The organism is Acidobacteriota bacterium (assembly GCA_004299485.1).
GTDB lineage: Bacteria > Acidobacteriota > Terriglobia > Terriglobales > SCQP01 > SCQP01.
Genome location: SCQP01000016.1, coordinates 143017 through 164874 on the forward strand (window position 1 = coordinate 143017; position 21858 = coordinate 164874).

The window sequence follows — 21858 nt, forward strand, 5'->3', positions numbered from 1 at the left end:
AAGCCGACACCCGAGCATAGCCCAGCCCTGCCCCTTTTTCAGCCCCGAAAAAGTGCTAGCATGATGCTGTCATGGCCACCATCACCATCCGCAACCTGCCTGACGAAACCGTCAAGGAAATGAAGGAAGCCGCCCGTCGCAATGGCACCTCCATGGAGCAGGAAGCTCGCGCATGTCTCCAGGAGCGATATCGTGACCGCGACGCCCTCCTCCGCGCCATCGCCGAATCTCGCCGTCATCAGGTGCGCGCACCTACAGCCGAGGAAATTGACGCTTGGAAGCGAGTGGGCCGTCCGTAATGCTGACCCAGGTGGTGGCGGACACCAATGTTATTGCCTATCTCCTGCTCGGCACTGAACCCTTTCTCTACGAAGTGGAGCCCATGTGGCGATCGGTGAAACGCGTTCTGGCGCCGGCGCACTGGCAGGCGGAGCTGGCCAATGTCTTCTGGACGAACCTGCGCGCAGGACTGATCAGTTTCGAGCGTGCGCAGGAGCGGCTCACTCTGGCAAAAGCATTGCCCATCACCACCACCGTGATTTCCAGCCTTTGGATCAGGGCTCTAGCTCGCGCCGCCGATTCCGGCGTTGCCGTTTACGATACCTTGTTCGTCGAACTCGCCGAACGGCGCGGCTGCCCGTTAGTAACGTTTGATCAAGCGATACTCCGCGCCTTCCCCGACATCGCCGCTCGTCCCCGCGATTTGCTATAGCTTTCCCGTCTTCATCGCCCGCCACACCGCCCGCCCCACAAAAAACGGCCCCATCTGCGAAATGAAGTTGGCCGTCTGCCGCGTCTTCCGCATCGCCTGCACGCATGCCGCCAGCGGATGCAGCTTCTCCCCCACCAGCCCAATCACGAAGTCGTTATCGTTCCGGTCCAGTCCCGTGCACGCCAGCCGGATATCCTGTGCGTACCCCGCCGTCCCAAACGCGTGCCCGATCGCCCCGTGCTCACTCAGGATCGCGCCCCGATCCTTGGGATCGAGCGCCGCAAACGCTCCTGCCCGCCGCAGTGGATACCACACCGCCCAGGGATGCGCCGCCTCCGTCACCGACCGCCGCGGCTTGTCCAGCAAAACGTCCTTCAGATCGGGCTCGAATCCGATCCCGTAGGTGTGCCCCAGCATCGTGTACTCCGGCTTGAACGTCAGCTCGTTGAACGGCGGCGCCTGCAAAAACTCCCGCAACGTGGTCACGAAAAACGCCGGATCTTCGCTCCACGTCAGCAGCCCCACCCCATTCGGGTCGTTCACATCCTCGTACAGCACGCCTTCCATTTCGCTCGCCAGCAGCGCCCGCCGCAGTCCCGGCACAATGGTGCAGTTCCCGAACGCCAGCAGTTGCATGAACAACCGCCGCTCCGAGTACTGCTGATTCCCACCCTTCTCGCGTAAATCCAGTTTTTCCATCTAGCGGATCCTCAAATCCCTTCCCGTCATCTCCGGCGGCTCCGGCAGCTTCAGCATCCCCAGCAGCGTCGGCGCCAGGTCGCGCAGCGACCCATCGTGGCGCAGCCGCACCGGCGCCTGGCCGGCTTCCGGCTCCGCCACCAGAATCAGCGGCACCGGATTGGTCGTATGAAACGTATGCGGACTCCCATCCGGCATTCGCATCACTTCCGCATTGCCATGATCGGCGGTCACCAGCATCGCCCCGCCTTTGCGCTGTAGCGCCGCTTCGATCTCGCCCAGGCAGCCGTCCACCGTCTCCACCGCTTTCACCGTCGGTTCAATCTTGCCCGAGTGTCCCACCATGTCGGCATTGGCAAAGTTCACCACGATCAGGTCAAACGCGCCCTTCGCCATCCCTTTCACCACCGCCTCCGCCACACCCGCGGCCGACATCTCCGGCTTCAAATCGTAAGTCGCTACCTTCGGCGACGGCACCAGCGTCCGCTCCTCGCCGGCAAACGGCTTTTCGATTCCGCCATTGAAGAAGTAGGTCACATGCGCGTACTTTTCCGTTTCCGCCACCCGCAGGTTGCGCCGCCCGCGCTCCGCCAGCACCTGCGCCAGAATGTGCTCCAGCGCCTCCGGCGGCAGCACCACCGGCAGCGTAAACGTCTTGTCGTACCGCGTCATGCACACGTAATGCAGCCGCTGCGGCACCGAACTGGGCGGAATCACCGTATCCAGCCCGGCCGGCGCCTCGCCGCTGCGCGTCAGCGCCTTGGTCGTCTGCCGCGCCCGGTCGGCCCGGAAGTTAAAAAAGATCACCGCATCCTCGTCCCGGATCCGTCCCTCGCCCACCACCGCCGGCACCACGAACTCATCCGTCACGCCGCGCTCATAGGAAGCCGTCAGCGCCGCCGTCGCCGACATGGCCGTCGGTCCGGCGCCATGCACCATCGCCTCAACTGCCAGCTTGATCCGCTCCCACCTCTGGTCCCGGTCCATCGCGTAGTACCGCCCGCTTACCGTTGCGATTGCCCCGCAGCCGTACTCCCGCATCTTCTGCTCGATCTGCTCGAGGTATTCGCGCCCCGAGTGCGGCGGTGTGTCGCGCCCATCGGTGAAGGCATGCACCCACACCCGCTCCACCCCCTCCTGCTTCGCCATCCGCAGCAGCGCATATAAATGGTTGAGGTGCGCATGCACACCCCCATCGCTGCACAATCCCAGCAAATGCAGTTGCTGTCCCGCGCGCGCGTGCCGCATCGCCCCCAGCAGCGCGGCGTTTTTAAAAAAACTGCCGTCGGCAATCGCCTCATCGAGGCGCGTGATATCCATCTTCACCACGCGCCCGGCGCCGATGTTCAGATGCCCCACTTCGCTGTTGCCCATCTGTCCTTCCGGCAAACCCACGTAGGGGCCCGAGGTGTGAATCAGCGTGTTCGGATAGCGCCGCAGCATCCGGTCGTACACCGGCTTCCGCGCCAGCGCAATCGCGTTCGCCGGTCCCGGCGGCGCAAATCCCCAGCCATCCAGAATCGCCAGCACCACCGGCTGCGCGCTCAACCCTGGCCCCCGGCTCCTGGCCCCTGACTCCTCGCCAGCGCCGCGCGTCCAGGAAACCTTGCGGCCGCGCCCAGCTCTTCTTCAATCCGCAGAAGCTGGTTGTACTTGGCGACGCGATCGGTCCGGCTCGCCGATCCCGTCTTGATTTGCCCCGCGTTAGTCGCCACCGCCAGATCGGCAATAAACGTGTCTTCCGTTTCCCCCGACCGGTGTGAAATCACGCTGCTGTAGCCATTCTCCGCCGCCAGCCGCACCGTCTCCAGTGTTTCCGTCACCGTTCCGATCTGGTTGAGCTTGATCAAGATCGAGTTCGCCACGCCCGCCGTAATCCCCCGCCGCAATCGTTCCGGGTTGGTGACGAACAAATCGTCGCCCACCAGCTGAATCTGCGCGCCCAGCTTCTCCGTCAGTGCCTTCCAGCCCTCCCAGTCATCCTCCGCCATGCCGTCTTCCAGCGACACAATCGGATACTGCCGCACCCACCCCGCCCAGAACTCCGCCATCTGCTGCGCCGTCAGCGACCGCTGGTCCGATTTCTTGAAGACATATCGCTTCGCCGCCGCGTCATAAAACTCGCTCGCCGCCGGATCCAGCGCAATCGCGATCTGCTCTCCGGGCTTATAACCGGCCTTGGCGATCGCCTCCAGCACCACCTCAATGCCTTCCTCATTGCTCTTCACGCTCGGCGCAAACCCGCCCTCATCGCCCACCGCCGTGACATAGCCGCGCTTCTTCAACACCGCCTTGAGCGCATGAAACACCTCCACGCCCCAGCGCAACGCCTCGGAAAATCGCAGCGCCCCTACCGGCATCACCATGAACTCCTGAAAATCCACGTTGTTGTCGGCGTGCGCGCCGCCATTCAGAATGTTCATCATCGGCAGCGGCAGCGTCCGCGCGTTCAGCCCACCGAGCGAACGGTACAGCGGCCAGCCGTGGGCATTCCCCGCCGCCCGCGCCGCCGCCATCGACACCGCCAGCAGTGCGTTGGCGCCCAGCCGTGATTTGTTTGGCGTCCCATCCAGTTCGATCAGGCGGTGGTCCAGCGCCGTCTGGTCTTCTCCGTCGTGCCCTACCAGTGCCGGTCCCAGCGTCTGGTTAATATTGGCCACCGCCCGCGTAACCCCTTTGCCGCCATAGCGGTTCGGGTCGCCATCGCGCAGCTCCACGGCCTCATGCTCGCCCGTTGACGCCCCGCTCGGTACCGCCGCCCGCCCCCGCGCTCCCGATTCCAGCGTCAAGTCTGCTTCCACCGTCGGATTGCCCCGCGAGTCCAGAATTTCCCGCGCCGTCAGCGTGGCTATTGCGTCCATGCCCCGATTCTACTAGCTTTGGCTTCTGGTCATCGCCCATGTACGCCACCGCCCACGCCTACGCCAAGATCAATTTGGGACTGAAGATCCTCGCCCGCCGTTCCGACGGCTTTCACGAGCTCCGCACCGTCTTCCAGACCATCTCCCTCGCCGACCGCCTCGAGCTAACCCTCCACCGTGGCCGCGGCGTCACCCTCACCACCACGGGCCTGCCCATCCCCACCGGCCGCGCCAATCTCGCCGTCCGCGCCGCTGAGTTGGCAGCCCATCGCTTCGCCATCCCTGGCGCCATCGCCATTACGCTCCACAAGCTAATCCCTCTCGGCGCCGGCCTCGGCGGTGGTTCCAGCGATGCCGCCGCCGTTTTGCGAATGCTCGCCCGCGCCGCGCGCCGCCCTCCGGCCCTCGGCGACCTGCTCGCCCTCGCCCGCGAGCTCGGCTCCGACGTGCCCCTGTTCCTCCTCGGCGGCACCGTTCTCGGCCTCGGCCGTGGCGATGAAGTCTACGCCCTGCCCGATCTCGCCCCCTGGCACTGCATCCTGGCCATGCCCCGCTCCGCCAGCACCTCGGGTCTGGCTACCCCTGCCGCTTTTGCCGACTGGGACCGCCGCCACCGCGCCCAATTGACGGAAAAGGTCCGTTCCAGTACACTAATGGAGTTCTGCAGCCTGGTTGACCAGGTGCTGCCGGCGTTCCGCACGTTACGGAACCGCGGCTCGCAAGAGCCGAAAGTCCATGCCGGAATCGAGAACGACTTCCTCGCTGGAGTCCTCTCTCTTTCCCCAGACTTTCCGCGCATTCACCGCCAGCTTTGCCGCACCTCCGCCGCCTGGGTCGGGTTGACCGGCAGCGGAGCCGCTCAGTTCGGCTTGTTCAGCCGTGCCGAGCCGGCCAAAGCCGTGGCCACAGCCTTGGCGCGCCGCCATTGTACTTGGCGTGCGCGCTTCGTGCCCCGCCGCGTGGTTCAGCACGGTGTGCAGTTCGAGAGTTGATGGGGCGTCGTCCAATGGCAGGACACATGCCTTTGGAGCATGGCATTTAGGTTCGAATCCTAACGCCCCAGCCAAGAGCGTTCGTCAGTAACTGAAATACTGATGTACTGAGACACTGAAATACTGTATGGCTACCAGTCCTATGAAAGTGGCGCAATCGGCAGACAAGGCGGACAAGACGCAGCCCTCCCGCGGCCCGCGCAAGGCGCACCCGGACGACAAGCTGAAGATCTTCAGCGGCACCTCCAATCCCGCGCTCACCGCCGAGATCTGCAACCACCTCGGCATCGAGCCCGGCCAATGCCGCCTCACCCGCTTCAGCGACGGCGAAAACTACGTTCAGATCCTCGAAAACGTCCGCGGCGCCGATGTCTTCGTCGTCCAGCCCACCTGCGATCCCGTGGATATCCACCTGATGGAGCTGTTGCTGATGATTGACGCGCTCAAGCGCGCCTCCGCCCGCCGCATCACCGCCGTCATCCCTTATTTCGGCTATGCCCGCCAGGATCGTAAAGACAAGCCCCGCGTGCCTATCTCCTCCAAGCTGGTCGCCGATCTGCTCACCACCGCTGGCGCCCACCGCGCCCTGTTGATGGACCTGCACGCCCCCCAGATTCAGGGCTTTTTCAACATCCCCGTCGATCACCTCTTCGCCTCGCCCGTGCTGGTCGACTGCTTCCGCCGCATGGACCTGCCCGATCTCACCATCGTCTCCCCCGATGCCGGCGGCGTCGAGCGCGCCCGCTTCTTCGCCAAGAAGCTCGATGCCGCCCTCGCCATCGTGGACAAGCGCCGCGTCGCTATGGACGTGAGTGAAGTCATGAACGTCATCGGCGACGTGCAGGATCGCACCGTCGTCATTCTCGACGACATCATCGACACCGCCGGCACGCTGGTGAAAACCGCCGACGCCATGATCCGCAACGGCGCCAAGCGCGTGCTCGCCTGCGCCTCCCACGCCGTTCTCAGTGGTCCCGCCGTCGAGCGCCTCGAAAAATCGCCCATCGAGCGCGTCGTCGTCACCAATTCCATTCCCTTGCCCGAGACTTCGCAGGCGCGGGCGCGCATCCAGGTGTTGAGCATCGCCGGTCTGATGGCCGCCGCCATCCGCTCTATTCACGACGAGACCTCGGTCAGTTTGCTGTTTGTTTAGGAGTCATTCGTTATGCCGATTTCTGTAACTCTCGAAGCCGAAACCCGCGCCACGCGTGGTAAAGGTCCGGCGCGCCAGATGCGCCTCGCCGGCCGCATCCCGGCGACCCTCTACGGCGCCCGCCAGGAGGCGATCAGCCTCAGCGTCGACCCCAAAGCCGTCGGCCGCATCCTCCATTCCGAGTCCGGACACAACACCATTTTCAATTTGGCCGTCGCCGGCGGCGAAACCACCGCCGTCATGGTGGTCGACTGGCAGCGCGAGCCGCTGAAGGGCCACCTCTTGCACGTCGATCTCAAGCGCATCGCCATGGATCAGGCCATCCGCGTGCGCATTCCCGTGCATCCCCAGGGCGAGGCTGTGGGCGTCAAGACCCAGGGCGGCATTCTCGAACTGGTCACCCGCGAAATCGAAATCGAGTGCTTGCCCAGCGACATCCCCGAGCAGGTGCTGGTGGATGTCTCCAATCTTTCCATCGGTCAGACCCTGCGGGTCTCCGATCTGCAGGTCGGCGCCAACCGCCGCGTGCTGACGGAAGCCGATCGCGTCGTCGTCCACGTCATCGCCATCAAGGAAGTGGTTGAGCCCACGCCGGCGGAAGCTGCCGCCACTACGGCTGAACCGGAAGTCATCAAGAAGGGGAAGGCTGAGGAAGAGCCCGGCGCCGAAAAGGCCGCCGAAAAGGGTTCCGAGAAGGGAGCCGAGGAGAAGAAGGAGAAGAAGAAGTAGCCACCCATGCCGGCGAGCCCTGATCCCGATGCGCCGTATCTGGTGGTGGGACTCGGCAATCCGGGAGCCGAGTATGAGGCGACGCCTCACAACTTCGGTTTCATGGTGGTAGACGAATTGGCGCGCCGCGCCGGCGTCCGGCTTCGCACCCGCGAATGCCAGGCGTTGACAGCACGCGGGCAGTTACAGGGCAAGCCCGTATGGCTCGCCCAGCCGCTGACCTATATGAATCTCAGCGGCGACGCCATCGCCCAGTTGATCGGCAAGGAAGCGGTGGCGGATTTGTTGGTGGTTTGTGATGAGCTGGATCTGCCTTTTGGCACCCTCCGGCTCCGGGAGCGCGGCTCGGCCGGCAGCCACAACGGCCTGCGGTCGGTGGTCGCGCGTTTGGGAACGACGGAGTTTGCGCGGTTGCGCCTGGGCATCGACCCCGGCCATCCGATTGCGGACCGGGTGGAGTTTGTGCTGCACCGCTGGAGCAAGGCGCAGACGCAGGAAGCCTTGCAGACCGCGGCCACCGCGGCCGATGTGGTGGAGTTGGTTTTGAAAGATGGCATCGCCGCGGCGATGACACGGTACAACGTGAAGCAGAGAGAAACAGAATGAATCGAACCTACGAAGTGATCTTTATCGTGCGCCCCGACCTGGTGGACGAAGAAGCCGACCAACTGGTCGCCGGCTTCGAATCCGCCGCCAACGCCAGTGGCGCCACCGTCCGTAAAGTCGACAAGCTCGGCCGCCGCCGGCTCGCCTACCGCGTGCGCGGCTTCCGCGAGGGCAACTATGTCCTGTTCGAGCTGGAATCCGCCGGCTCGGAACCCATTGGGGAGCTGCAGCGCCGCCTCCGCATCGCCGAGCCGGTGATCAAGTATCTCGCGGTGCGCACCGACGAGCTGGAAAAGCGGCTCGAAAAGCGCCGCCGTCATCGCGCCGCCCGCCTCGAGCGCCGCCCCGCGCGTCCCGAGAGCGCCGGCCACGCCGATGACGATCCCGCCGCCGCCATGGAAGGTCGCGGCGAAGGCGAAGGCGATGGAGCCCTCGCCAGCTAACCCATTTCAGAATCGAGGATCATGCCATGACTGATGGAAAACGCCCTACCTCCGGTCCCGCGGGCCGCAGCAGCTCCGGAGGCCCCAAAAAGCAATTCACCCGCCGCCGCAAAGTTTGCAAGTTCTGCGTCGATCGCATCGACAAGATCGACTACAAAGATTACCGCTTGCTGCAGCAGTTTGTCGCCGAGCGCGGCAAAATCGTTCCCCGCCGCATTACCGGCACCTGCACCCAGCACCAGCGTCATCTCACCCGCGCCATCAAGCAGGCGCGCCAGATCGCCCTGCTGCCCTTCGCCGCGGAGATATAGCCATGGAAATCATTCTCAAAGAAGATGTCTTAAAGCTCGGCCGCAAAGGCGACGTGGTCAAGGTCGCCGACGGTTACGGCCGCAACTTCCTCCTGCCCCAGCGCCTGGCCATCGCCGCCAACCCCGCCAACCTGCGCAACATCGAGCAGATGCGCGCCTCCGCCGCCCGCCGCGAAGCCCGCGACCGCGACGCCGCCTTGGCCCTCGCCGCTCAGCTCGCCCAGGTCAAACTGGTCTTCGAGCGCCGCGCCGGCGAAAAAGACGCCCTCTTCGGCTCCGTCACCTCGATGGACATCATGCACTCCCTCGCCGAACGCGGCTTCGACCTCGAACGCCGCAAGATCGACCTTCCCGACCCGCTCAAATCCTTGGGCGACCACAAAGTCACCCTCCACCTCTTCCGCGACGTCAAAGCCGAACTCGCCATCACCATCGCCCGCGAGTCCACCGGCGACGAATCCGCCGCCGACGCCGCCCCCACCCCCGAAGCCTAGCTGCACCCCCGCGCACGACCGCCGCCCCCGCGGCGGTCGCCCGCCTCAACCGCCCGCCTCACTCTCCCCCACTCCTCCTCCAGCAACTCACCCGCGCTTCACCGCCGCAACCAATGGCGATGCGGTCTAGCCCCCAGACCCCGACCCCCGAAGCTAACCCAGCGGCTGCAGCCGGAACCCAAGCAACTCCCCCGACCGCCGCACCCGCGCGTCCAGGCTCAATAGCTCCAAGCCGCTCACGGCTGCGGCGGCTTCGAGCGCCGAAGCCAGGTGTAGCGCATCCAGCGTTCGCACCGGCTCGGAGGGGAACGCCCGCCGCGCTCGTGCCATGATCCCGTCAGTCACATGGAGTACCTGCCAGCGGCTGGCGGCCTCTTGCATTTGAGCGCGCCGCGCTGCGGTTGCTGCCTCGGTCGACTCGCCCAACGCTAGACTGCGTACCAGCACCCGGTCCACTTCCACCAACGTAAGTTCCGACGCGACAACAATTTCGGCGCGCTGCAGTACCTCGCGTACCTGCGCAGTAAGCGCCTCACCGAGCAGCCACGCCAGCACAGCGCTCGACTCCGCGTAAACGTTCAACGCTCCCCGCGCTCCTCGTCAAGCAATTCCGCAGCTCGGCCCGGACGCAGCAGCGGGGGAAGCTCCGGGTAGACACTCGGGTCATTGGGCGCGCCCAGCGTCACCTCTCCCCTCGCGGCGAGCGCCGCCAGCCCAGGGGTCGCGGCCGCACGGGCCACAACCCCTCCCGGCGGCACGATTTCCGCCACCACCACCCCGCGATCGGTCACCACCACCGCCCCACCCGCTCTCACCTCGCGGATGTATTCAGCCAGCCGGTTCTTCAACTCTCGCAACCCCACCGTCGTCATATGCCTATTGTAGCTTCACGAAGCTACAATGACCAGCGCTGTCAGAACGCGGCTCAGGGCACGACAATAAAAAATCGTCCATACGTTCCGAAACGGCTGTCACTGCTGCCCCATCAGGCGACGCCAGCAGTCCGCGTCCGACCCCGCCAATCCTCAGCTGCCAAAATAGCACCCCACAATCGCCGCCTCTGCGCGGGCAATTGCGGCATCCGCTGCGCGATCCCAGCCACATCGGCAGCCCCAAGCTCCCGGCGTTCCACTTCGGTTTGGGCCTGTGGTCCGGGTGGGAAATCGACCGCCTCGGCATTACCCATGGCGGTACTCAGGGCTCGGAGCACCACCCCCTCTTCGGCTTGCCGCTTTTTCATCGCCGACCGGAGATCCGTCTGCAACTCGCGACGACCTGCCGGGGCGGCATGATCGGCTTCACCGGTCGGTATCGGGCCGCCTCGTTTTCTCCAATTCCTCCAGTCGCTCACGGATGCGCTTTTCCCAGCCCTGCTCGCCGGGTTCATAATAGCGCCGCCCGCGCAGGTTGTCCGGTAGGCATTCCATCGCCGCGACTTTCGCCTCCAGGTCGTGCGCGTACTGGTAGCCGCGGCCGTAGCCCAGGCCCTTCATCAGCCCCGTCGGCGCGTTGCGCAGATGCAGCGGCACCGGCTCGGCGCGCGTCGCATGCACATCCTCCAGCACCTTGCCGTAGGCGGTGTAGAGCGCATTCGATTTGGGCGCCAGCGCCAGGTACACGCACGCCTGCGCCAGCGCCATGGCCGCTTCCGGCATCCCCAGCGCCTCGACCGCCGCCCGCGCCGCCAGCGTCTGCTCCAGTGCGCGCGGATCGGCGAGCCCGATGTCTTCTGACGCCATGCGCACCATCCGCCGCGCCACGTACATCGGGTCCTCGCCGCTCTCCAGCATCCGCGCCAGCCAGTACAGACTGGCATCGGGATCGCTGTTGCGCACCGACTTGTGCAGCGCCGAAATCAGGTTGAAGTGCTGCTCGCCCGCGGCGTCGTAGAGCAGCGCCTTGTGCTGCAGCGTCGCATCGAGCAGCTCGGCCGTAATTTCGATCCGCCCCTCGGCATCCGGCGTCGCTCCGCTGGCCGCGACTTCCAGCAGGTTCAGCGCCACGCGGGCGTCCCCGTTGGCAAACGCCGCCATCCGCCGCAGCTCCGGCTCGCCCACGAGCAACTCGCGCACTTCGCTCCGTTCCGCCAGCACGCCCCGCTCGCGGTCGCCGATGGCGCGCCGCAGCAGCGCCTCCAGATCGGCATCACCCAGCGCCTCCAGCACATACACCCGCGCCCGCGACAGCAGCGCCGAGTTGACCTCAAAGCTCGGATTCTCCGTCGTTGCCCCGATCAGCGTAATCGCCCCGCTCTCGACGTAGGGCAAAAACGCATCCTGCTGCGCGCGGTTGAAGCGGTGGATTTCATCCACGAACAGAATCGTCCGCTGCCCCGCCGCCTGCGCCCGCTCCGCCGCCGCCATCACCTCCCGGATCTCTTTGATCCCGCTGGTCACGGCGCTGAAGGGCACGAACCGCCGCCGCGTCTGCACCGCAATGATTCGCGCCAGCGTCGTCTTGCCCACCCCCGGCGGACCCCAGAGCAGAATCGATCCCAACTGATCCCGCTCGATCTGCACCCGCAGCGGCTTGCCCGGCCCCAGCAGATGCTGCTGCCCCACCAGTTCCTCCAGCCGCTGCGGCCGCATCCGGTCCGCCAGCGGCGGCGGGGCCGCCGGTCCGCCTTGTGATTCAAACAACGACATACATGAGTTCTGCTATGCTGCCCGCTATGAAGCGCATACTTTGCCTGGCCGGCCTGCTCGCCGCCCTCGCCTTCACCCTCAGCGCCCAGCAACGCCTCCCGCGCGTCAACTGGCCCACCACCGAGGGCGACTACGTCATCCACAATTTCCGCTTCGCCGATAGCGAGGTCCTGCCCTCGCTCCGCCTTCATTACACCACGCTCGGCCATCTCCAGAAGAATGCCGCAGGCGTTGCCACCAACGCCGTCCTCATCATCCACGGCACCGGCGGCACCGGCCATCAGTTCCTCAGCCCCATCTTCGCCGACCCGCTCTACGGCCCTGGCGAACCGTTGGACATCCGCAATCACTACATCATCCTGCCCGACCTCATCGGTCACGGAGAATCCAGCAAGCCCAGCGACGGCCTACGCGCCAAGTTCCCGCATTACGGCTACCACGACATGATCCGCGCCACCCATGCCCTGCTCACCCAGCACCTCGGCGTCAACCATTTGCGCCTGGTAATGGGCACCTCCATGGGCGGCATGCAGAGCTGGATGTGGCCGGAAATGTACCCCACTTTCATGGATGCCTCCATGCCCTTGGCCAGCGAACCCGCCCAGATCGCCGGCCGCAATCCCCTCCCTGCGTAGCCGCAGCAGGGAGGGAAGCGCTGGTATCGCCGTATGGTCATGGACTCGATCACGCAGGCCCCCGGCTACGACGGCGGCAACTACGCCGTCGAGCCGCACTTCGACGGCGCCTTCTACGCCCTCATGATCATGGTCTCCAGCCCCAAGGACATGCGCCGCCGCATGCCCACCGAGGAGCTCGCCGATCGGGGCTTTACTGCCGCCATCGAGCGCTACCGCAAGCGCGAAGACGCCAACAACATGCTGTATCAGTTTGCCGCTTCGAGCGACTACAACCCCGCGCCCGAGCTCGGCAAGATCCAGTGCTCATTGATCGCGGTCAACTCCGCCGACGATCAGGTCAACCCGCCCGACATCGACACCTTGGTAATGGAGTCGGCCATCAAGCAGGTCAGGCACGGCCAGTTCATCCTCATCCCCGATGGCCCCGACACCCACGGCCACGGTACCCACACCTACGCCAACGTCTGGAAGAAATTCCTGGTCGAACTATTGCTGGAGAGCGCGGGTCGGGTTGGGGCTCCAGGGGCCCCCAGCCCGGCCGCGCGTCAAGCGGGTCGCGCGGCGCAGCCACGCGGGGCCCCGCGCCAATCAATGGCCCCGCACCCGGCCCGCCTCAAAAAGTAAGATCGCCCCCGCCATCGCCGCGTTGAGCGACTCCACACGGCTGGCGATGGGAATGCTCACCGTCGCATCCGCCGCGCGCAGCAGCGCCCGCGGCACGCCCGCCGCTTCCTGCCCGATCATCAGGCACACCGGACCCTCGAGGCCGGCTTCGGCAGGCGCCACGCCGCCGCGCGCCCCGGTTGCCACCAGCCGCACGCCCCGGCTGCGGCACGCCGCGATCAGATCTTCCGCCGTCACCCTCGCCGCAACCGGCAAATGAAACAGCGATCCCGCGCTCGCCCGCACCGCCTTGGCATTGAACGGACTCACCGTATCCGCCAGTGCCACCACCCCGCTCGCTCCAAACGCGTCCGCCGCCCGGATCAGCGTTCCCAGATTGCCGGGATCCTGCAACCCCGCCGCCGCCACGATTAACGCCCGCTCGCCGAATACCGCCTCCAGCTTCGCCGCCGCCCATGCCGCGAGCGCCGCCACGCCCTGCGGATGCTCCGCATCCATCGCCCCGGCGAATACCGCGTCTTCAGCCACGGCAACCTCGGTGTGTTTGGAAAGTTGCGGCAGCAGCTTCGCGCCCTGCTGCTCCAGGCCGCGCCGGCTGAACAGCACCTTCTCCAGTTGCACGCCGCTGCGCAGCGCTTCGCCGACCAGTCGCGGCCCCTCCATCGCCAGCGGCGTCTCCGGCGGTCCCTCGCGAAACGCCCGGCGGAATTCGGTCAGTAGCCCATGATGGCGCCCAATAGGAGTCGGTTCTTGCGGCACCTTCCAATTGTCACAAAATCTTGCCACCTCCGCGCGCTGTTCCGTTTGCTGTTCCATTCCGTTGCCGCAGTGTCCGCGGCCCACTCAGTCCTGGCGCGGCTTTTCGCGTGCAAATGGCACAGTTTGGAAGTTGGATGGAACAGCGCCTGGAACACCGAAATTTACAGCATCAGCATGCAGTCGCCGTAGCTCAGGAAGCGGTAGCCGCCGGCGAGGGCGTGCTGGTAGGCGGCCCGCACGGGCTCCATTCCGGCGAACGCCGCGATCATCATCAGCAGCGTTGTCCTGGGCGCGTGGAAATTGGTCAGCAGCGCATCTACGGCCCGGAACGGCCGACCGCCGGGATAAATGTAAATACCCGTCGCCCCGCTCTGCGCCCGGAATGCGGCGCCCGGCTCCGGCGCGATCGTCTCCAGCACCCGCGCCGCGGTCGTGCCAATCGCCACGATCCGCTTGCTCTCCGCCCGCGCCCGGTTCAGCGCCGCCGCCGCGCTCTCGCTTACCGAGAAGCGTTCGGTGTGCATCGGGTGCTGCTCGATCTCCTCGCTTACCACCGGCTGAAACGTCCCCAGCCCCACGTGCAGACTCACCGCCGTCCACCGGATGCCCCGCTCCAGCAGCACCGCCTGCACCCGCGGCGTAAAATGCAAACCCGCCGTCGGCGCCGCGGCCGAACCCGCTTCGTGCGCGTAAATGGTCTGATAGCGCTCGCGGTCCATCGCCTCGTCCGGCCGCCGGATATACGGCGGCAGCGGCACGTGCCCGTGCGTTTCCAGCCACGCGCTCAGGTGTTCAACGCCGGAAAACCGTAGCCTCCGCTCGCCCCGTGTTCCACGTGCAACAATCTCGGCCTCTAATCCTTCGTCAAAAGACAACCGCGCGCCCACGTCCAGCCGCGCCCCCGGATGCACCAGCGCCGTCCACTCAACACCGCCCTGGGGCTCCAGCAGCAGCACTTCCACCTTTCCGCCGCTCGCCCGCTGCCCCAGCAACCGCGCCGGAAATACGCGCGAGTCGTTCGCCACCAGCAAGTCCCCCGGCGCCAGCAGCTCGGGCAGCTCGCGAAACCGCCGGTCTTCTAGGCGTCCATCGGCGCGGTGCAACACCAGCATCCGCGCCGCATCGCGCTCCTCCGGCGGCTGCTGCGCGATCCGTTCCGGCGGCAACTCGTAATCAAATTCGCTCAGACGCATTCTTTTTCAGCATAGGGGATAATGGCCGCATGGCAGACGAGCACGCCCAAGCCCCCGAAGCGATCGAGGCCGCCGCACGCGCCGACATCCTGCGCATCGGCCAGTTTTTGCACCAGAAAAGCCTCGTCGCCGCAAGCGACGGCAACATCTCCGTCCGCCTGCCCGGCGGCCGCATTCTCGCCACGCCCACCTCGATGAGTAAGGGCCTGATGACCGACGCCGACCTGGTCGTCACCGATCTCGAAGGCCGCAAGCTTGAAGGCACTCGCAATCCTTCCAGCGAAATGGCCATGCATCTGCTCATTTACCAGCTCCGCCCCGAAATCAACGGCGTCGTTCATGCCCATCCGCCCGCCGCCACCGGCTTTGCCGCCGCCGGCATTCCGCTCAACCAGGCGCTGCTCGCCGAAGTCGTGCTCGCTCTCGGCTGCATTCCCCTCGCCGCCTACGGCACCACCGGCACGCCCGAGCTCTCCGCCACCCTTCGCCCGCTCATCCCGCACTACGACGCCATCCTCATGGCCAATCACGGCGTGGTCTGCTACGGCGAAGACGTCTGGAAAGCCTACTTCAAGATGGAGACGGTCGAGCACTTTGCCCGTATCGCGCTGGTCACCCATCTGCTCGGCCGCCAGAACCTGCTCGGCCGGGAAGAAGTCGACAAGCTCCTGATCGCCCGCCAGCGTTACGAAGGCGTTACCAGCGCCGCCGCCCTCTCGCCCACTTGCCCGGTCGTGGCCGAAGCCCCCCAGCTCCCTGCGGCGGCCTCTCCGCCCGCCCTGAACTTTGCCAATGGCAAGCGCCGCTGGTAAGCGGCTCGCGCCGCTTTTATCGGGGGCTTCGCCCCCGCGCCTTCCGTTGGTCGGCTTCCCCTTCGTGCACCTGGTAAGGTAAGCTACAATCCTCCGAGGAGATGCAGCTATGGCAGAACTCAGCGGCGAAGCGTGGGGCATGATCGAAACCAAGGGCTTGGTGGCGATGATCGAAGCGGCTGACGCCATGGTCAAAGCCGCGAACGTCACCCTGGTCGGCTGGGAAAAAAAAATCGGCGCCGGCTACGTCACCGCCATCGTGCAGGGCGACGTCGCCGCCGTCAAAGCCGCCACCGATGCCGGCGCCGCTGCCGCCCGCCGCATCGGCGAGGTGATCTCGGTCCACGTCATTCCGCGTCCCGCTGCCGGCCTTTCGCGCGCTGTGCCACTGCCCGGCCTGCCTGCCAACGCCTGAACGCGGATTCACTTCTCATGCAACTGGCCCGCGTCATCGGCACCGTCGTCGCCACCCGCAAAGATCCCCGCCTTGAAGGATTCAAGCTGTTGGTTGCCCGCCTGCAGAACGCTGAAGGCAAGGATGAAGCCGGCTATGTCGTGGCCGTCGATACGGTCGGCGCTGGGGCGGGAGAGCGTGTACTCATCGTCCAGGGCAGCTCCGCCCGCATGGCCCGCGACGGCCAGGAAAAACCCATTGACGCCGCCATCGTCGGCATCGTTGACACCGTCGAACCGGTGCGCTAACCAGTGTTTCTCGCCCGCATTTCCGGCACGGTCGTTTCCACCGCCAAAGACGATGCCCTGCGCGGTTATAAATTGCTGCTGATCCAGCCGCTCAACGCTCAAGGGGCCGCCGTCGGCCACACCCAGGTCGCCCTCGACGCCGTCGGCGCAGGCGTGGGCGAAATCGTCTACATCTGCCGCGGCAAAGAAGCCAGCTTTGCCTGGCAGGGCGACACGCCCACCGAAGCGACTATCGTCGGCATCGTCGATCCCGCCGCCAACCGCGCTTGGCTGCCGGAGGCCGCTCGATGATCGTCGGCCGCGTCATCGGCGAAGTCGTCGCCACCCAGAAGCATCCCAGCCACGAAGGCCGCAAGCTGCTTCTCATCGAACCGGAGGCGCTCGCCGATGGCCAGCTTCCGGCGCGCGGCACGCCCGCCGGAGGAGCAGCCCTGATTGCCCTGGATGCGGTTGACGCTGGCGTCGGCGAACGCGTCCTGGTCGTGCTCGACGGCTATGCCGCCATGACCGCCGTCGACCGCCCCCACGCCCCCATCGACGCTGCGGTCATCGGCATCCTCGACCACCTCGATTTAGCCTAATCCGCGCACCCGGGAGGGGCTGGGGCGACGGGGCCCCAGCCCCGTTCTTGCGGACGCGGAGCGCAGGCGGCGGAGCGCAGCGAAGCCGGGTGCCCGCGCTTGAGCGAAGAAGCTACGCCGAGGCTTTGGCGGTGTTGACGTTGCCCGGCTTGCGGATGTCGATGCCGCCCTTGAAAAAAGCGCCGTCTTCAATGCTGATGCGCGCCGCGCTCACATCGCCGGTGAGCGCGCCCTGGGCCTTGATCTCCACCCGGTCGGCGGCAATGACGTTGCCGTTCAGCTTGCCGAGAATAATCACTTCGCGGGCATTGACGTTGGCCTGCACCTGGCCATTGGCGCCGATGGTGAGGACGTTTTTCGGCAGCTCGACGGAGCCCTCCAGTTTGCCGTCCACAAAGAGGTCTTCGTTGCCGCTGACCGTGCCCTTGAGCTGAATGGTCTTGCTCAGGTGCGTGGCGCGCTCGGATCCTCCGCTGCTCACACGCTGCGGCGCCGGGGCCGAACTGACCGGCATAGGAGCCGCCGGCGGGTTGACACTTTGCGGTTTGGCGGGCGGTGCGGGAGTCTCCCGCTCATTCTGGCTCTTCCACATGGGCAAGGGCACACCTCGTAATTAAAGTCTTAAGTTTATTGTACGGTCGCACGTAGCGCACGGCAACCGGGGAATCCCTTAGCGCCATCGCGCTACTCTCAATACAAGATGCTGCCCGAGCGCACATGGCTGCAATGGGTTCGCCGTCAGGCGCTGGCTTTCGCCCCCACCCGGCGCTCCGAGCTGCGCCTGGGCATCGGCGATGATGCCGCTCTCGTGCGGCCGCGCCGGGGGCGGGAGCTGGTGCTCACTACCGATTTGCTGGTCGAAGATGTCCATTTTCTGCGCGCCCGTGACCCCGCGCCCGCGTGCGGCCGTCGCCTCGCTACCCGCGCCCTGAGCGATCTGGCGGCCATGGGCGCCGAGCCGCTCGCCCTGCTGGTTTCCGCCGCGCTACCGCCCGATTTACCCACGGCTTGGGCACGCGGCTTCTATCGGGGATTCCTGGCCGCCTGCCGCGAGGCCGGCGCCACCTTGATCGGCGGCGACAGTAGTGCCTCGCTCCACGGCATTGTTCTCGATGCCGTCGGCGTCGGCCAGGTGCCTGCCGGCAAGGCGTTTCGCCGAACTGGCGCGCGGCCCGGCGACCGGATTTTTGTTTCTGGCCCCCTCGGCGAAGCCGCTTGGGGCCGCGAGCTGGTGCACGATCAGCAGCCGATGGCGAGCGCCGCCGCCCGCCATGCCCGCGCGCGGCATCTGCGCCCCCGCGCGCGATGGGAGTTGGGAGCGGCGCTGCGCGGCCGCGCCAGCGCAGCCATGGATTTGAGCGATGGCTTGGCCGTTGACTTGGACCATCTTTGCCGCGAAAGCGGCGTGGGCGCAGAAATCCTCGCCGACTCGCTCCCGGCGCCCGCCGGCCTGCAACGCGCGCTTTATGGCGGCGAAGATTACGAGCTGCTGTTTACGCTGCCACCCCACCGCCGCTTGCCTCGCGCATCCGGCCACCGCGAAATCGGTCGCATCATCGCCGGCTCCGGCTGCTGGCTGCGCGATACCTCCGGACGGCGACGGCGTTTGTCCCCGCGCGGCTGGCAACACTGGGCCTGAAGTGGCGAGCCACTGCTACTCCTCCGGCGGCGCCAGCACCACGCAGGTGCGCGACATGGCGTCATGCCAGCTCAAATGCTGCCGGTCGCACAGGATCCAGAAAAAGCCCAGACCCAGCGCCACCAGCGAAACTACGCTCGCCCAGCCCCGCCGCCGCCGTGCTTCCGGCGTCAGCGGTCCATCCCACCCGCGCACCGCCAGACCGTGGCGGCGCATGCCGACCGTTGCTCCTCCGGCATAGGCACACAGCAGCAGGTACACCGCCGCCAAACCGGCGGGCACGGCCACCAGCGCGGGCAATAGCCGCCGCAGTTCTCCGCTGGAAAGCGCCGGGAAATTCTGGCTCGCCCATCCGGCCAAGGCGAACAAAACGGCGGCCACGATCACCACCAGCGCGTCGGTAAGGCCGGCCTGCAGGCGCAGTCCCGGCGGCGCGACGTCGACCGGCAAGTGCCCCGCCGCCACCGCGGCGGTCGCGCCCATCGGCAGCGGAAGCTGCAAGTATTCGCTCTGGTTGCTCCAGACCGGTTCGGTGGCACTCTCCCGTTTCTCGGCAACTGGCTCGGGCTTGCGAATCGGCACCGGTTCCGCCAGAGGAACCGGATCCGCAATCGGTTCAACCGAGCCCGTTCCCGTCCGCACCAGCAGCGCCGGCTGTAGCTGGAAGGGCAGCACGCGCTCGTCCGCGCCGGCGTCGGGCGTCAGCCCGGCCTCGCTGACTCGCGCGGGTCTGCCGCGCGGTGGCTGCGGGTGACTGGCGCGGTAAGCCTCTACGCGCTCGCGCACCTCGCGCCGCCACGCGGGCAGCGGCGGCAACAAGCCGGGAGGATCATCGTTACGCAGATTCGCCATCGGAATTCGCTAAGCTACAAAGAACAATGTGGGCACGTGTGCGTCTGCCATCTTTGATTATCCTCGGCGTAGCCACCGTTTTTGGCCTCACCCAGCCCGCCCGGCCCCAGGCGGGGAATCAAAGCAGTAACCCTCCCCAAACGCGGCCGAAGCGTACATTCCCCTTGCAAGGCGCCCTGCAGCGCGGCGCCATCGTGACCCTGGCTGCCGACCGCATCTCCGCCAGTCTCGTACCCGGTCACACGGTATATCGTGCCACAGGTAACGTGGATCTCACTCTGGGCGCTTCGCGGCTCAGTGCCGACCAGATGACCTACAACGCTCAGACCGGCGAAGCCGTGGCCATCGGCCATGTCGCCTTTGACAGCGTGGCCGAGCAGACGCACATCGAGGGCACGCGCGCCACCTACAACTTCCTGCGCTCGACCGGGGAATTCGACGATTTCCATGGCGTGAGCGGCATCCGCTTGCGCGGGCGCCAGCCCACCGCGCTCGCCTCCAATCCCCTGGTCTTCTCCGGGCGCAAACTGGAGCGCCTCGGCCCCGACGTCTACCGGCTGGAAGACGGCACCTTGACTTCCTGCACTCTGTCCAGCCCCAAATGGATCTTCAGCGCGCAACAGGTCACCGTCGAGTTGGGCAAGAACGCCAAACTCCGCCACGTCGTCTTCCGTCTTTTTGACGTGCCCATTTTCTACGCGCCCTTTCTGACCTATTCGACCACCCGCACCGGCCGCCACAGCGGCATTCTCGTGCCCGTCGTAAGCAAGAGCAACGTCAAGGGCTATGTGCTCGGCGACTCTTATTTTTGGGCGGCGGCTCCCAACGTAAACGTGACCGCCGGCGGCGAATGGTACAGCGCCCGCGGCTGGGCCGACCACGTCCACATTGCCAGCCGTCCCACCCTAAACTCCGATCTCGACCTGCAACTGGACGGCGTTTTCGATCACGGCCTGGCGCTGAGCCGTGGCGGCCGCCTGCACCAAGGAGGTCAGGAACTGCACGTCACCGGCGACCACACGGCCGCCAATGGCTTCCGGACCGTGCTCGACGTGGACTATCTCTCGTCTTACCTGTACCGCCTCGTTTTCAAGAACACCTTTGCCGAAGCCATCAACTCCGAAGCCATTTCCACCGGGTTTTCCGAAAAGCAATGGAACGGCGAGGACCTCACCGTCGCCGGCCATCGCTATCAGGACTTCCTTGGAACCACTCCTAATGCCAGCTTGAACCTGACCGCACTGCCCAGCTTCGACTGGAACGCCTATGCCCAGCCGCTGACGCGCCATTGGCCGCTGTATTTTTCCTGGGATGCCAACGCCGGGCTGCTCGACCGCAACGAGCCGGATTTCGTCACCGGCATCATGCCGCGGCTGAATTTCACACCGCATCTGCGCCTCCCGATCGCGACCTCCGTCGGTACGTTTACCGGCGACGTTTCGGTCAACTCAACCTTCTACTCCGAACGCCAGGCCGCATCTCCGTCCCCCACGGCCGCGCCGCTGCTGCTCTCCGGCGATTTGTGGCGCAACGCTTATGGTGCCGATATCGAATGGCGCCCGCCCGCGCTCGCCAAAGTTTATTCCGGTCCCGGCGGTCTGCTCGGCGACCGCCTGGAGCACGTCTTTGAACCCGAAATCGGCTATCACGTTACCGGTGGCGTGCAGGATGCCAACGACGTGATCCGTTTCGATGCCCTCGACATTCTCTCCAACACGCGCGAGCTCGACTATGGCTTTACCAACCGCCTATTGACGGCCACCGGTCCCAAAGGCCGCTCCCGTGAGCTGCTCTCCTGGACGCTGTTGCAGAAGTACTACTTCGATCCCACCTTTGGCGGCGCGCTGCAGCCGGGCCAACGCAATGTATTTCTGGCGACCGCTTTGCTGTCACCCTTTGCCGCTGAGGCGCTGCCGTTGCACTATTCGCCCCTGAGTTCGATTTTGCGCGTCTCTCCGTTCGCCCGCTTCGACGGCGTATGGCGCCTGGATTATGACAGCCATAATCACCAGATCAGCGCCAGCGCTTTCACCGGAAATTTTCACTTCGGCAACGCCTTCATCTCCGGCAGCGATTATCTGCTGCGCCCGCTGCCGGGCGCTGCTTCCGGCCTGACCCTTCCACGTTACAACCAACTGCGTCTGGGCATGGGCTACGGCGACATCACCCAGCCGGGCACCAGCGTTGGCGGCAACGTCGCCTACGACGCCCATGGCGGCCAGTTGCTGTACACCACCTTTCAGCTCAGTCATAACTGGGACTGTTGCGGCTTTTCGGTGGAATACCGCCGCTTCGCACTGGCGTCGGTGCGCCGTGAGAACCAGATTCTGTTCAGCTTCACGCTGGCGAATATCGCCACCTTCGGCAATCTCAAGCGCCAAAACCAAGTGTTCTAGCACTTCGCGCACATGCG

28 protein-coding genes and 1 tRNA gene are annotated in these 21858 nt (G+C 65.7%); 19 read left to right on the top strand and 10 right to left on the bottom strand.

Annotated elements, in window-relative coordinates; all coding sequences use genetic code 11:
* Window positions 1-71: 71 nt before the first annotated feature.
* Together EPN33_11840 and EPN33_11845 are read left to right on the top strand one after the other, a co-directional pair.
* Entirely contained in the window at window positions 72-299 is a 228-nt protein-coding gene (locus EPN33_11840; protein ID TAN21312.1) for a hypothetical protein, read from the top strand.
* A complete protein-coding gene (locus EPN33_11845; GenBank protein ID TAN21313.1) occupies window positions 299-712 on the top strand; it encodes a PIN domain-containing protein in 414 nt (137 codons plus the stop codon). The genes EPN33_11840 and EPN33_11845 overlap by 1 nt, the downstream gene beginning before the upstream one ends.
* On the opposite strand, the gene EPN33_11850 is transcribed toward EPN33_11845, so the two are convergent.
* Genes EPN33_11850 through EPN33_11860 form a run of 3 tightly spaced genes read right to left on the bottom strand, consistent with a single transcriptional unit; the run spans window position 707 to window position 4272 of the window.
* Window positions 707-1411, bottom strand: a complete 705-nt coding sequence (locus tag EPN33_11850; protein TAN21314.1) for a hypothetical protein — start codon at window positions 1409-1411, stop codon at window positions 707-709. The two genes, EPN33_11845 and EPN33_11850, sit on opposite strands and share 6 nt — an antisense overlap.
* Window positions 1412-2959, bottom strand: coding sequence for a 2,3-bisphosphoglycerate-independent phosphoglycerate mutase (locus tag EPN33_11855; protein TAN21315.1), 1548 nt, complete (start codon window positions 2957-2959; stop codon window positions 1412-1414).
* Window positions 2956-4272, bottom strand: a complete 1317-nt coding sequence (locus EPN33_11860; GenBank protein ID TAN21316.1) for a phosphopyruvate hydratase — start codon at window positions 4270-4272, stop codon at window positions 2956-2958. Before EPN33_11860 ends, EPN33_11855 begins: the two co-directional genes overlap by 4 nt.
* Window positions 4273-4310: 38 nt before the next feature.
* Here EPN33_11860 and ispE point away from each other — a divergent pair, with 38 nt between their 5' ends.
* From ispE to EPN33_11900, 8 genes are all read left to right on the top strand, one after another.
* Complete coding sequence (gene ispE, locus EPN33_11865; GenBank protein ID TAN21317.1) at window positions 4311-5264, top strand: 4-(cytidine 5'-diphospho)-2-C-methyl-D-erythritol kinase; 954 nt, start codon at window positions 4311-4313, stop codon at window positions 5262-5264.
* A tRNA-Gln gene (locus EPN33_11870) sits at window positions 5265-5338 on the top strand. It abuts the gene before it with no gap.
* Between the two features lie 53 nt (window positions 5339-5391).
* Entirely contained in the window at window positions 5392-6417 is a 1026-nt protein-coding gene (locus EPN33_11875; GenBank protein ID TAN21318.1) for a ribose-phosphate pyrophosphokinase, read from the top strand.
* Window positions 6418-6429: 12 nt separating this feature from the next.
* Window positions 6430-7146 (top strand): 50S ribosomal protein L25, encoded by a 717-nt coding sequence (locus tag EPN33_11880; GenBank protein TAN21319.1) that lies wholly within the window; start codon window positions 6430-6432, stop codon window positions 7144-7146.
* A 6-nt stretch (window positions 7147-7152) separates the two neighbouring features.
* Window positions 7153-7752: an aminoacyl-tRNA hydrolase gene (locus EPN33_11885; protein ID TAN21320.1), complete on the top strand. Its 600-nt coding sequence runs from the start codon at window positions 7153-7155 to the stop codon at window positions 7750-7752.
* On the top strand, window positions 7749-8195 hold the full coding sequence (gene rpsF, locus EPN33_11890; protein TAN21321.1) for a 30S ribosomal protein S6: 447 nt from the start codon (window positions 7749-7751) through the stop codon (window positions 8193-8195). The genes EPN33_11885 and rpsF overlap by 4 nt, the downstream gene beginning before the upstream one ends.
* Before the next feature lie 26 nt (window positions 8196-8221).
* Window positions 8222-8506 carry a 30S ribosomal protein S18 gene (gene rpsR / locus EPN33_11895; GenBank protein TAN21322.1) on the top strand — a complete coding sequence of 95 codons (285 nt, stop codon included), beginning with the start codon at window positions 8222-8224 and terminating at the stop codon, window positions 8504-8506.
* 2 nt (window positions 8507-8508) lie between these two features.
* Window positions 8509-9000 carry a 50S ribosomal protein L9 gene (locus tag EPN33_11900; GenBank protein TAN21323.1) on the top strand — a complete coding sequence of 164 codons (492 nt, stop codon included), beginning with the start codon at window positions 8509-8511 and terminating at the stop codon, window positions 8998-9000.
* 153 nt (window positions 9001-9153) lie between these two features.
* Here EPN33_11900 and EPN33_11905 read toward each other — a convergent pair whose 3' ends face one another.
* The 3 genes from EPN33_11905 to EPN33_11915 form a co-directional block, all read right to left on the bottom strand.
* A complete protein-coding gene (locus EPN33_11905; protein ID TAN21324.1) occupies window positions 9154-9582 on the bottom strand; it encodes a PIN domain-containing protein in 429 nt (142 codons plus the stop codon).
* Window positions 9579-9872: a type II toxin-antitoxin system prevent-host-death family antitoxin gene (locus EPN33_11910; GenBank protein ID TAN21325.1), complete on the bottom strand. Its 294-nt coding sequence runs from the start codon at window positions 9870-9872 to the stop codon at window positions 9579-9581. The genes EPN33_11905 and EPN33_11910 overlap by 4 nt, the downstream gene beginning before the upstream one ends.
* Before the next feature lie 426 nt (window positions 9873-10298).
* Window positions 10299-11645: a replication-associated recombination protein A gene (locus tag EPN33_11915; GenBank protein ID TAN21326.1), complete on the bottom strand. Its 1347-nt coding sequence runs from the start codon at window positions 11643-11645 to the stop codon at window positions 10299-10301.
* Window positions 11646-11647: 2 nt separating this feature from the next.
* Between EPN33_11915 and EPN33_11920 the strand changes: the two genes are divergently transcribed.
* Both EPN33_11920 and EPN33_11925 read left to right on the top strand, forming a co-directional pair.
* The gene (locus tag EPN33_11920) at window positions 11648-12280 is read left to right on the top strand and encodes an alpha/beta fold hydrolase (GenBank protein ID TAN21327.1); all 633 of its coding nucleotides are present in this window, start codon (window positions 11648-11650) and stop codon (window positions 12278-12280) included.
* Between the two features lie 33 nt (window positions 12281-12313).
* On the top strand, window positions 12314-12907 hold the full coding sequence (locus tag EPN33_11925; GenBank protein ID TAN21328.1) for a hypothetical protein: 594 nt from the start codon (window positions 12314-12316) through the stop codon (window positions 12905-12907).
* Here the strand turns inward: EPN33_11925 and EPN33_11930 are convergent.
* Complete coding sequence (locus EPN33_11930) at window positions 12872-13723, bottom strand: RNA methyltransferase (GenBank protein ID TAN21329.1); 852 nt, start codon at window positions 13721-13723, stop codon at window positions 12872-12874. The genes EPN33_11925 and EPN33_11930 overlap by 36 nt on opposite strands.
* Window positions 13724-13827: 104 nt before the next feature.
* Window positions 13828-14859 (bottom strand): tRNA preQ1(34) S-adenosylmethionine ribosyltransferase-isomerase QueA, encoded by a 1032-nt coding sequence (gene queA, locus EPN33_11935; protein TAN21330.1) that lies wholly within the window; start codon window positions 14857-14859, stop codon window positions 13828-13830.
* Between the two features lie 29 nt (window positions 14860-14888).
* On the opposite strand from queA, the gene EPN33_11940 reads away from it, so the two are divergent.
* From EPN33_11940 to EPN33_11960, 5 genes are all read left to right on the top strand, one after another.
* Window positions 14889-15671, top strand: coding sequence for a class II aldolase/adducin family protein (locus tag EPN33_11940; GenBank protein TAN21331.1), 783 nt, complete (start codon window positions 14889-14891; stop codon window positions 15669-15671).
* Window positions 15672-15780: 109 nt separating this feature from the next.
* Window positions 15781-16086 carry a BMC domain-containing protein gene (locus EPN33_11945; GenBank protein ID TAN21332.1) on the top strand — a complete coding sequence of 102 codons (306 nt, stop codon included), beginning with the start codon at window positions 15781-15783 and terminating at the stop codon, window positions 16084-16086.
* A gap of 17 nt (window positions 16087-16103) precedes the next feature.
* Window positions 16104-16373 (top strand): ethanolamine utilization protein EutN, encoded by a 270-nt coding sequence (locus tag EPN33_11950; protein ID TAN21333.1) that lies wholly within the window; start codon window positions 16104-16106, stop codon window positions 16371-16373.
* Between the two features lie 3 nt (window positions 16374-16376).
* Window positions 16377-16664, top strand: a complete 288-nt coding sequence (locus EPN33_11955) for an ethanolamine utilization protein EutN (protein ID TAN21334.1) — start codon at window positions 16377-16379, stop codon at window positions 16662-16664.
* Entirely contained in the window at window positions 16661-16954 is a 294-nt protein-coding gene (locus EPN33_11960; GenBank protein ID TAN21335.1) for an ethanolamine utilization protein EutN, read from the top strand. Before EPN33_11955 ends, EPN33_11960 begins: the two co-directional genes overlap by 4 nt.
* Window positions 16955-17066: 112 nt before the next feature.
* Here EPN33_11960 and EPN33_11965 read toward each other — a convergent pair whose 3' ends face one another.
* Window positions 17067-17546: a polymer-forming cytoskeletal protein gene (locus EPN33_11965; GenBank protein ID TAN21556.1), complete on the bottom strand. Its 480-nt coding sequence runs from the start codon at window positions 17544-17546 to the stop codon at window positions 17067-17069.
* A gap of 108 nt (window positions 17547-17654) precedes the next feature.
* Here EPN33_11965 and thiL point away from each other — a divergent pair, with 108 nt between their 5' ends.
* Window positions 17655-18593, top strand: a complete 939-nt coding sequence (gene thiL / locus EPN33_11970) for a thiamine-phosphate kinase (protein ID TAN21336.1) — start codon at window positions 17655-17657, stop codon at window positions 18591-18593.
* A 15-nt stretch (window positions 18594-18608) separates the two neighbouring features.
* On the opposite strand, the gene EPN33_11975 is transcribed toward thiL, so the two are convergent.
* The gene (locus EPN33_11975; GenBank protein ID TAN21337.1) at window positions 18609-19445 is read right to left on the bottom strand and encodes an RDD family protein; all 837 of its coding nucleotides are present in this window, start codon (window positions 19443-19445) and stop codon (window positions 18609-18611) included.
* A gap of 26 nt (window positions 19446-19471) precedes the next feature.
* Between EPN33_11975 and EPN33_11980 the strand changes: the two genes are divergently transcribed.
* Entirely contained in the window at window positions 19472-21841 is a 2370-nt protein-coding gene (locus tag EPN33_11980; protein TAN21338.1) for an LPS-assembly protein LptD, read from the top strand.
* Window positions 21842-21858: the final 17 nt, after the last annotated feature.

Bases quoted from the DNA above. Each gene is read 5' to 3' on its own strand.
- EPN33_11850 (TAN21314.1), bottom strand. From the start codon at position 1,411: ATGGAAAAACTGGATTTACGCGAGAAGGGTGGGAATCAGCAGTACTCG.
- EPN33_11980 (TAN21338.1), top strand. From the start codon at position 19,472: ATGTGGGCACGTGTGCGTCTGCCATCTTTGATTATCCTCGGCGTAGCC.
- EPN33_11950 (TAN21333.1), top strand. From the start codon at position 16,104: ATGCAACTGGCCCGCGTCATCGGCACCGTCGTCGCCACCCGCAAAGAT.
- EPN33_11845 (TAN21313.1), top strand. From the start codon at position 299: ATGCTGACCCAGGTGGTGGCGGACACCAATGTTATTGCCTATCTCCTG.
- rpsR (TAN21322.1), top strand. From the start codon at position 8,222: ATGACTGATGGAAAACGCCCTACCTCCGGTCCCGCGGGCCGCAGCAGC.
- EPN33_11945 (TAN21332.1), top strand. From the start codon at position 15,781: ATGGCAGAACTCAGCGGCGAAGCGTGGGGCATGATCGAAACCAAGGGC.
- EPN33_11860 (TAN21316.1), bottom strand. From the start codon at position 4,272: ATGGACGCAATAGCCACGCTGACGGCGCGGGAAATTCTGGACTCGCGG.
- queA (TAN21330.1), bottom strand. From the start codon at position 14,859: ATGCGTCTGAGCGAATTTGATTACGAGTTGCCGCCGGAACGGATCGCG.
- ispE (TAN21317.1), top strand. From the start codon at position 4,311: ATGTACGCCACCGCCCACGCCTACGCCAAGATCAATTTGGGACTGAAG.
- EPN33_11975 (TAN21337.1), bottom strand. From the start codon at position 19,445: ATGGCGAATCTGCGTAACGATGATCCTCCCGGCTTGTTGCCGCCGCTG.
- EPN33_11925 (TAN21328.1), top strand. From the start codon at position 12,314: ATGGTCATGGACTCGATCACGCAGGCCCCCGGCTACGACGGCGGCAAC.
- EPN33_11840 (TAN21312.1), top strand. From the start codon at position 72: ATGGCCACCATCACCATCCGCAACCTGCCTGACGAAACCGTCAAGGAA.
- EPN33_11920 (TAN21327.1), top strand. From the start codon at position 11,648: ATGAGTTCTGCTATGCTGCCCGCTATGAAGCGCATACTTTGCCTGGCC.
- thiL (TAN21336.1), top strand. From the start codon at position 17,655: ATGCTGCCCGAGCGCACATGGCTGCAATGGGTTCGCCGTCAGGCGCTG.
- EPN33_11960 (TAN21335.1), top strand. From the start codon at position 16,661: ATGATCGTCGGCCGCGTCATCGGCGAAGTCGTCGCCACCCAGAAGCAT.
- EPN33_11915 (TAN21326.1), bottom strand. From the start codon at position 11,645: ATGTCGTTGTTTGAATCACAAGGCGGACCGGCGGCCCCGCCGCCGCTG.
- EPN33_11885 (TAN21320.1), top strand. From the start codon at position 7,153: ATGCCGGCGAGCCCTGATCCCGATGCGCCGTATCTGGTGGTGGGACTC.
- rpsF (TAN21321.1), top strand. From the start codon at position 7,749: ATGAATCGAACCTACGAAGTGATCTTTATCGTGCGCCCCGACCTGGTG.
- EPN33_11880 (TAN21319.1), top strand. From the start codon at position 6,430: ATGCCGATTTCTGTAACTCTCGAAGCCGAAACCCGCGCCACGCGTGGT.
- EPN33_11910 (TAN21325.1), bottom strand. From the start codon at position 9,872: ATGACGACGGTGGGGTTGCGAGAGTTGAAGAACCGGCTGGCTGAATAC.
- EPN33_11900 (TAN21323.1), top strand. From the start codon at position 8,509: ATGGAAATCATTCTCAAAGAAGATGTCTTAAAGCTCGGCCGCAAAGGC.
- EPN33_11875 (TAN21318.1), top strand. From the start codon at position 5,392: ATGGCTACCAGTCCTATGAAAGTGGCGCAATCGGCAGACAAGGCGGAC.
- EPN33_11965 (TAN21556.1), bottom strand. From the start codon at position 17,546: ATGTGGAAGAGCCAGAATGAGCGGGAGACTCCCGCACCGCCCGCCAAA.
- EPN33_11940 (TAN21331.1), top strand. From the start codon at position 14,889: ATGGCAGACGAGCACGCCCAAGCCCCCGAAGCGATCGAGGCCGCCGCA.
- EPN33_11930 (TAN21329.1), bottom strand. From the start codon at position 13,723: ATGGAACAGCAAACGGAACAGCGCGCGGAGGTGGCAAGATTTTGTGAC.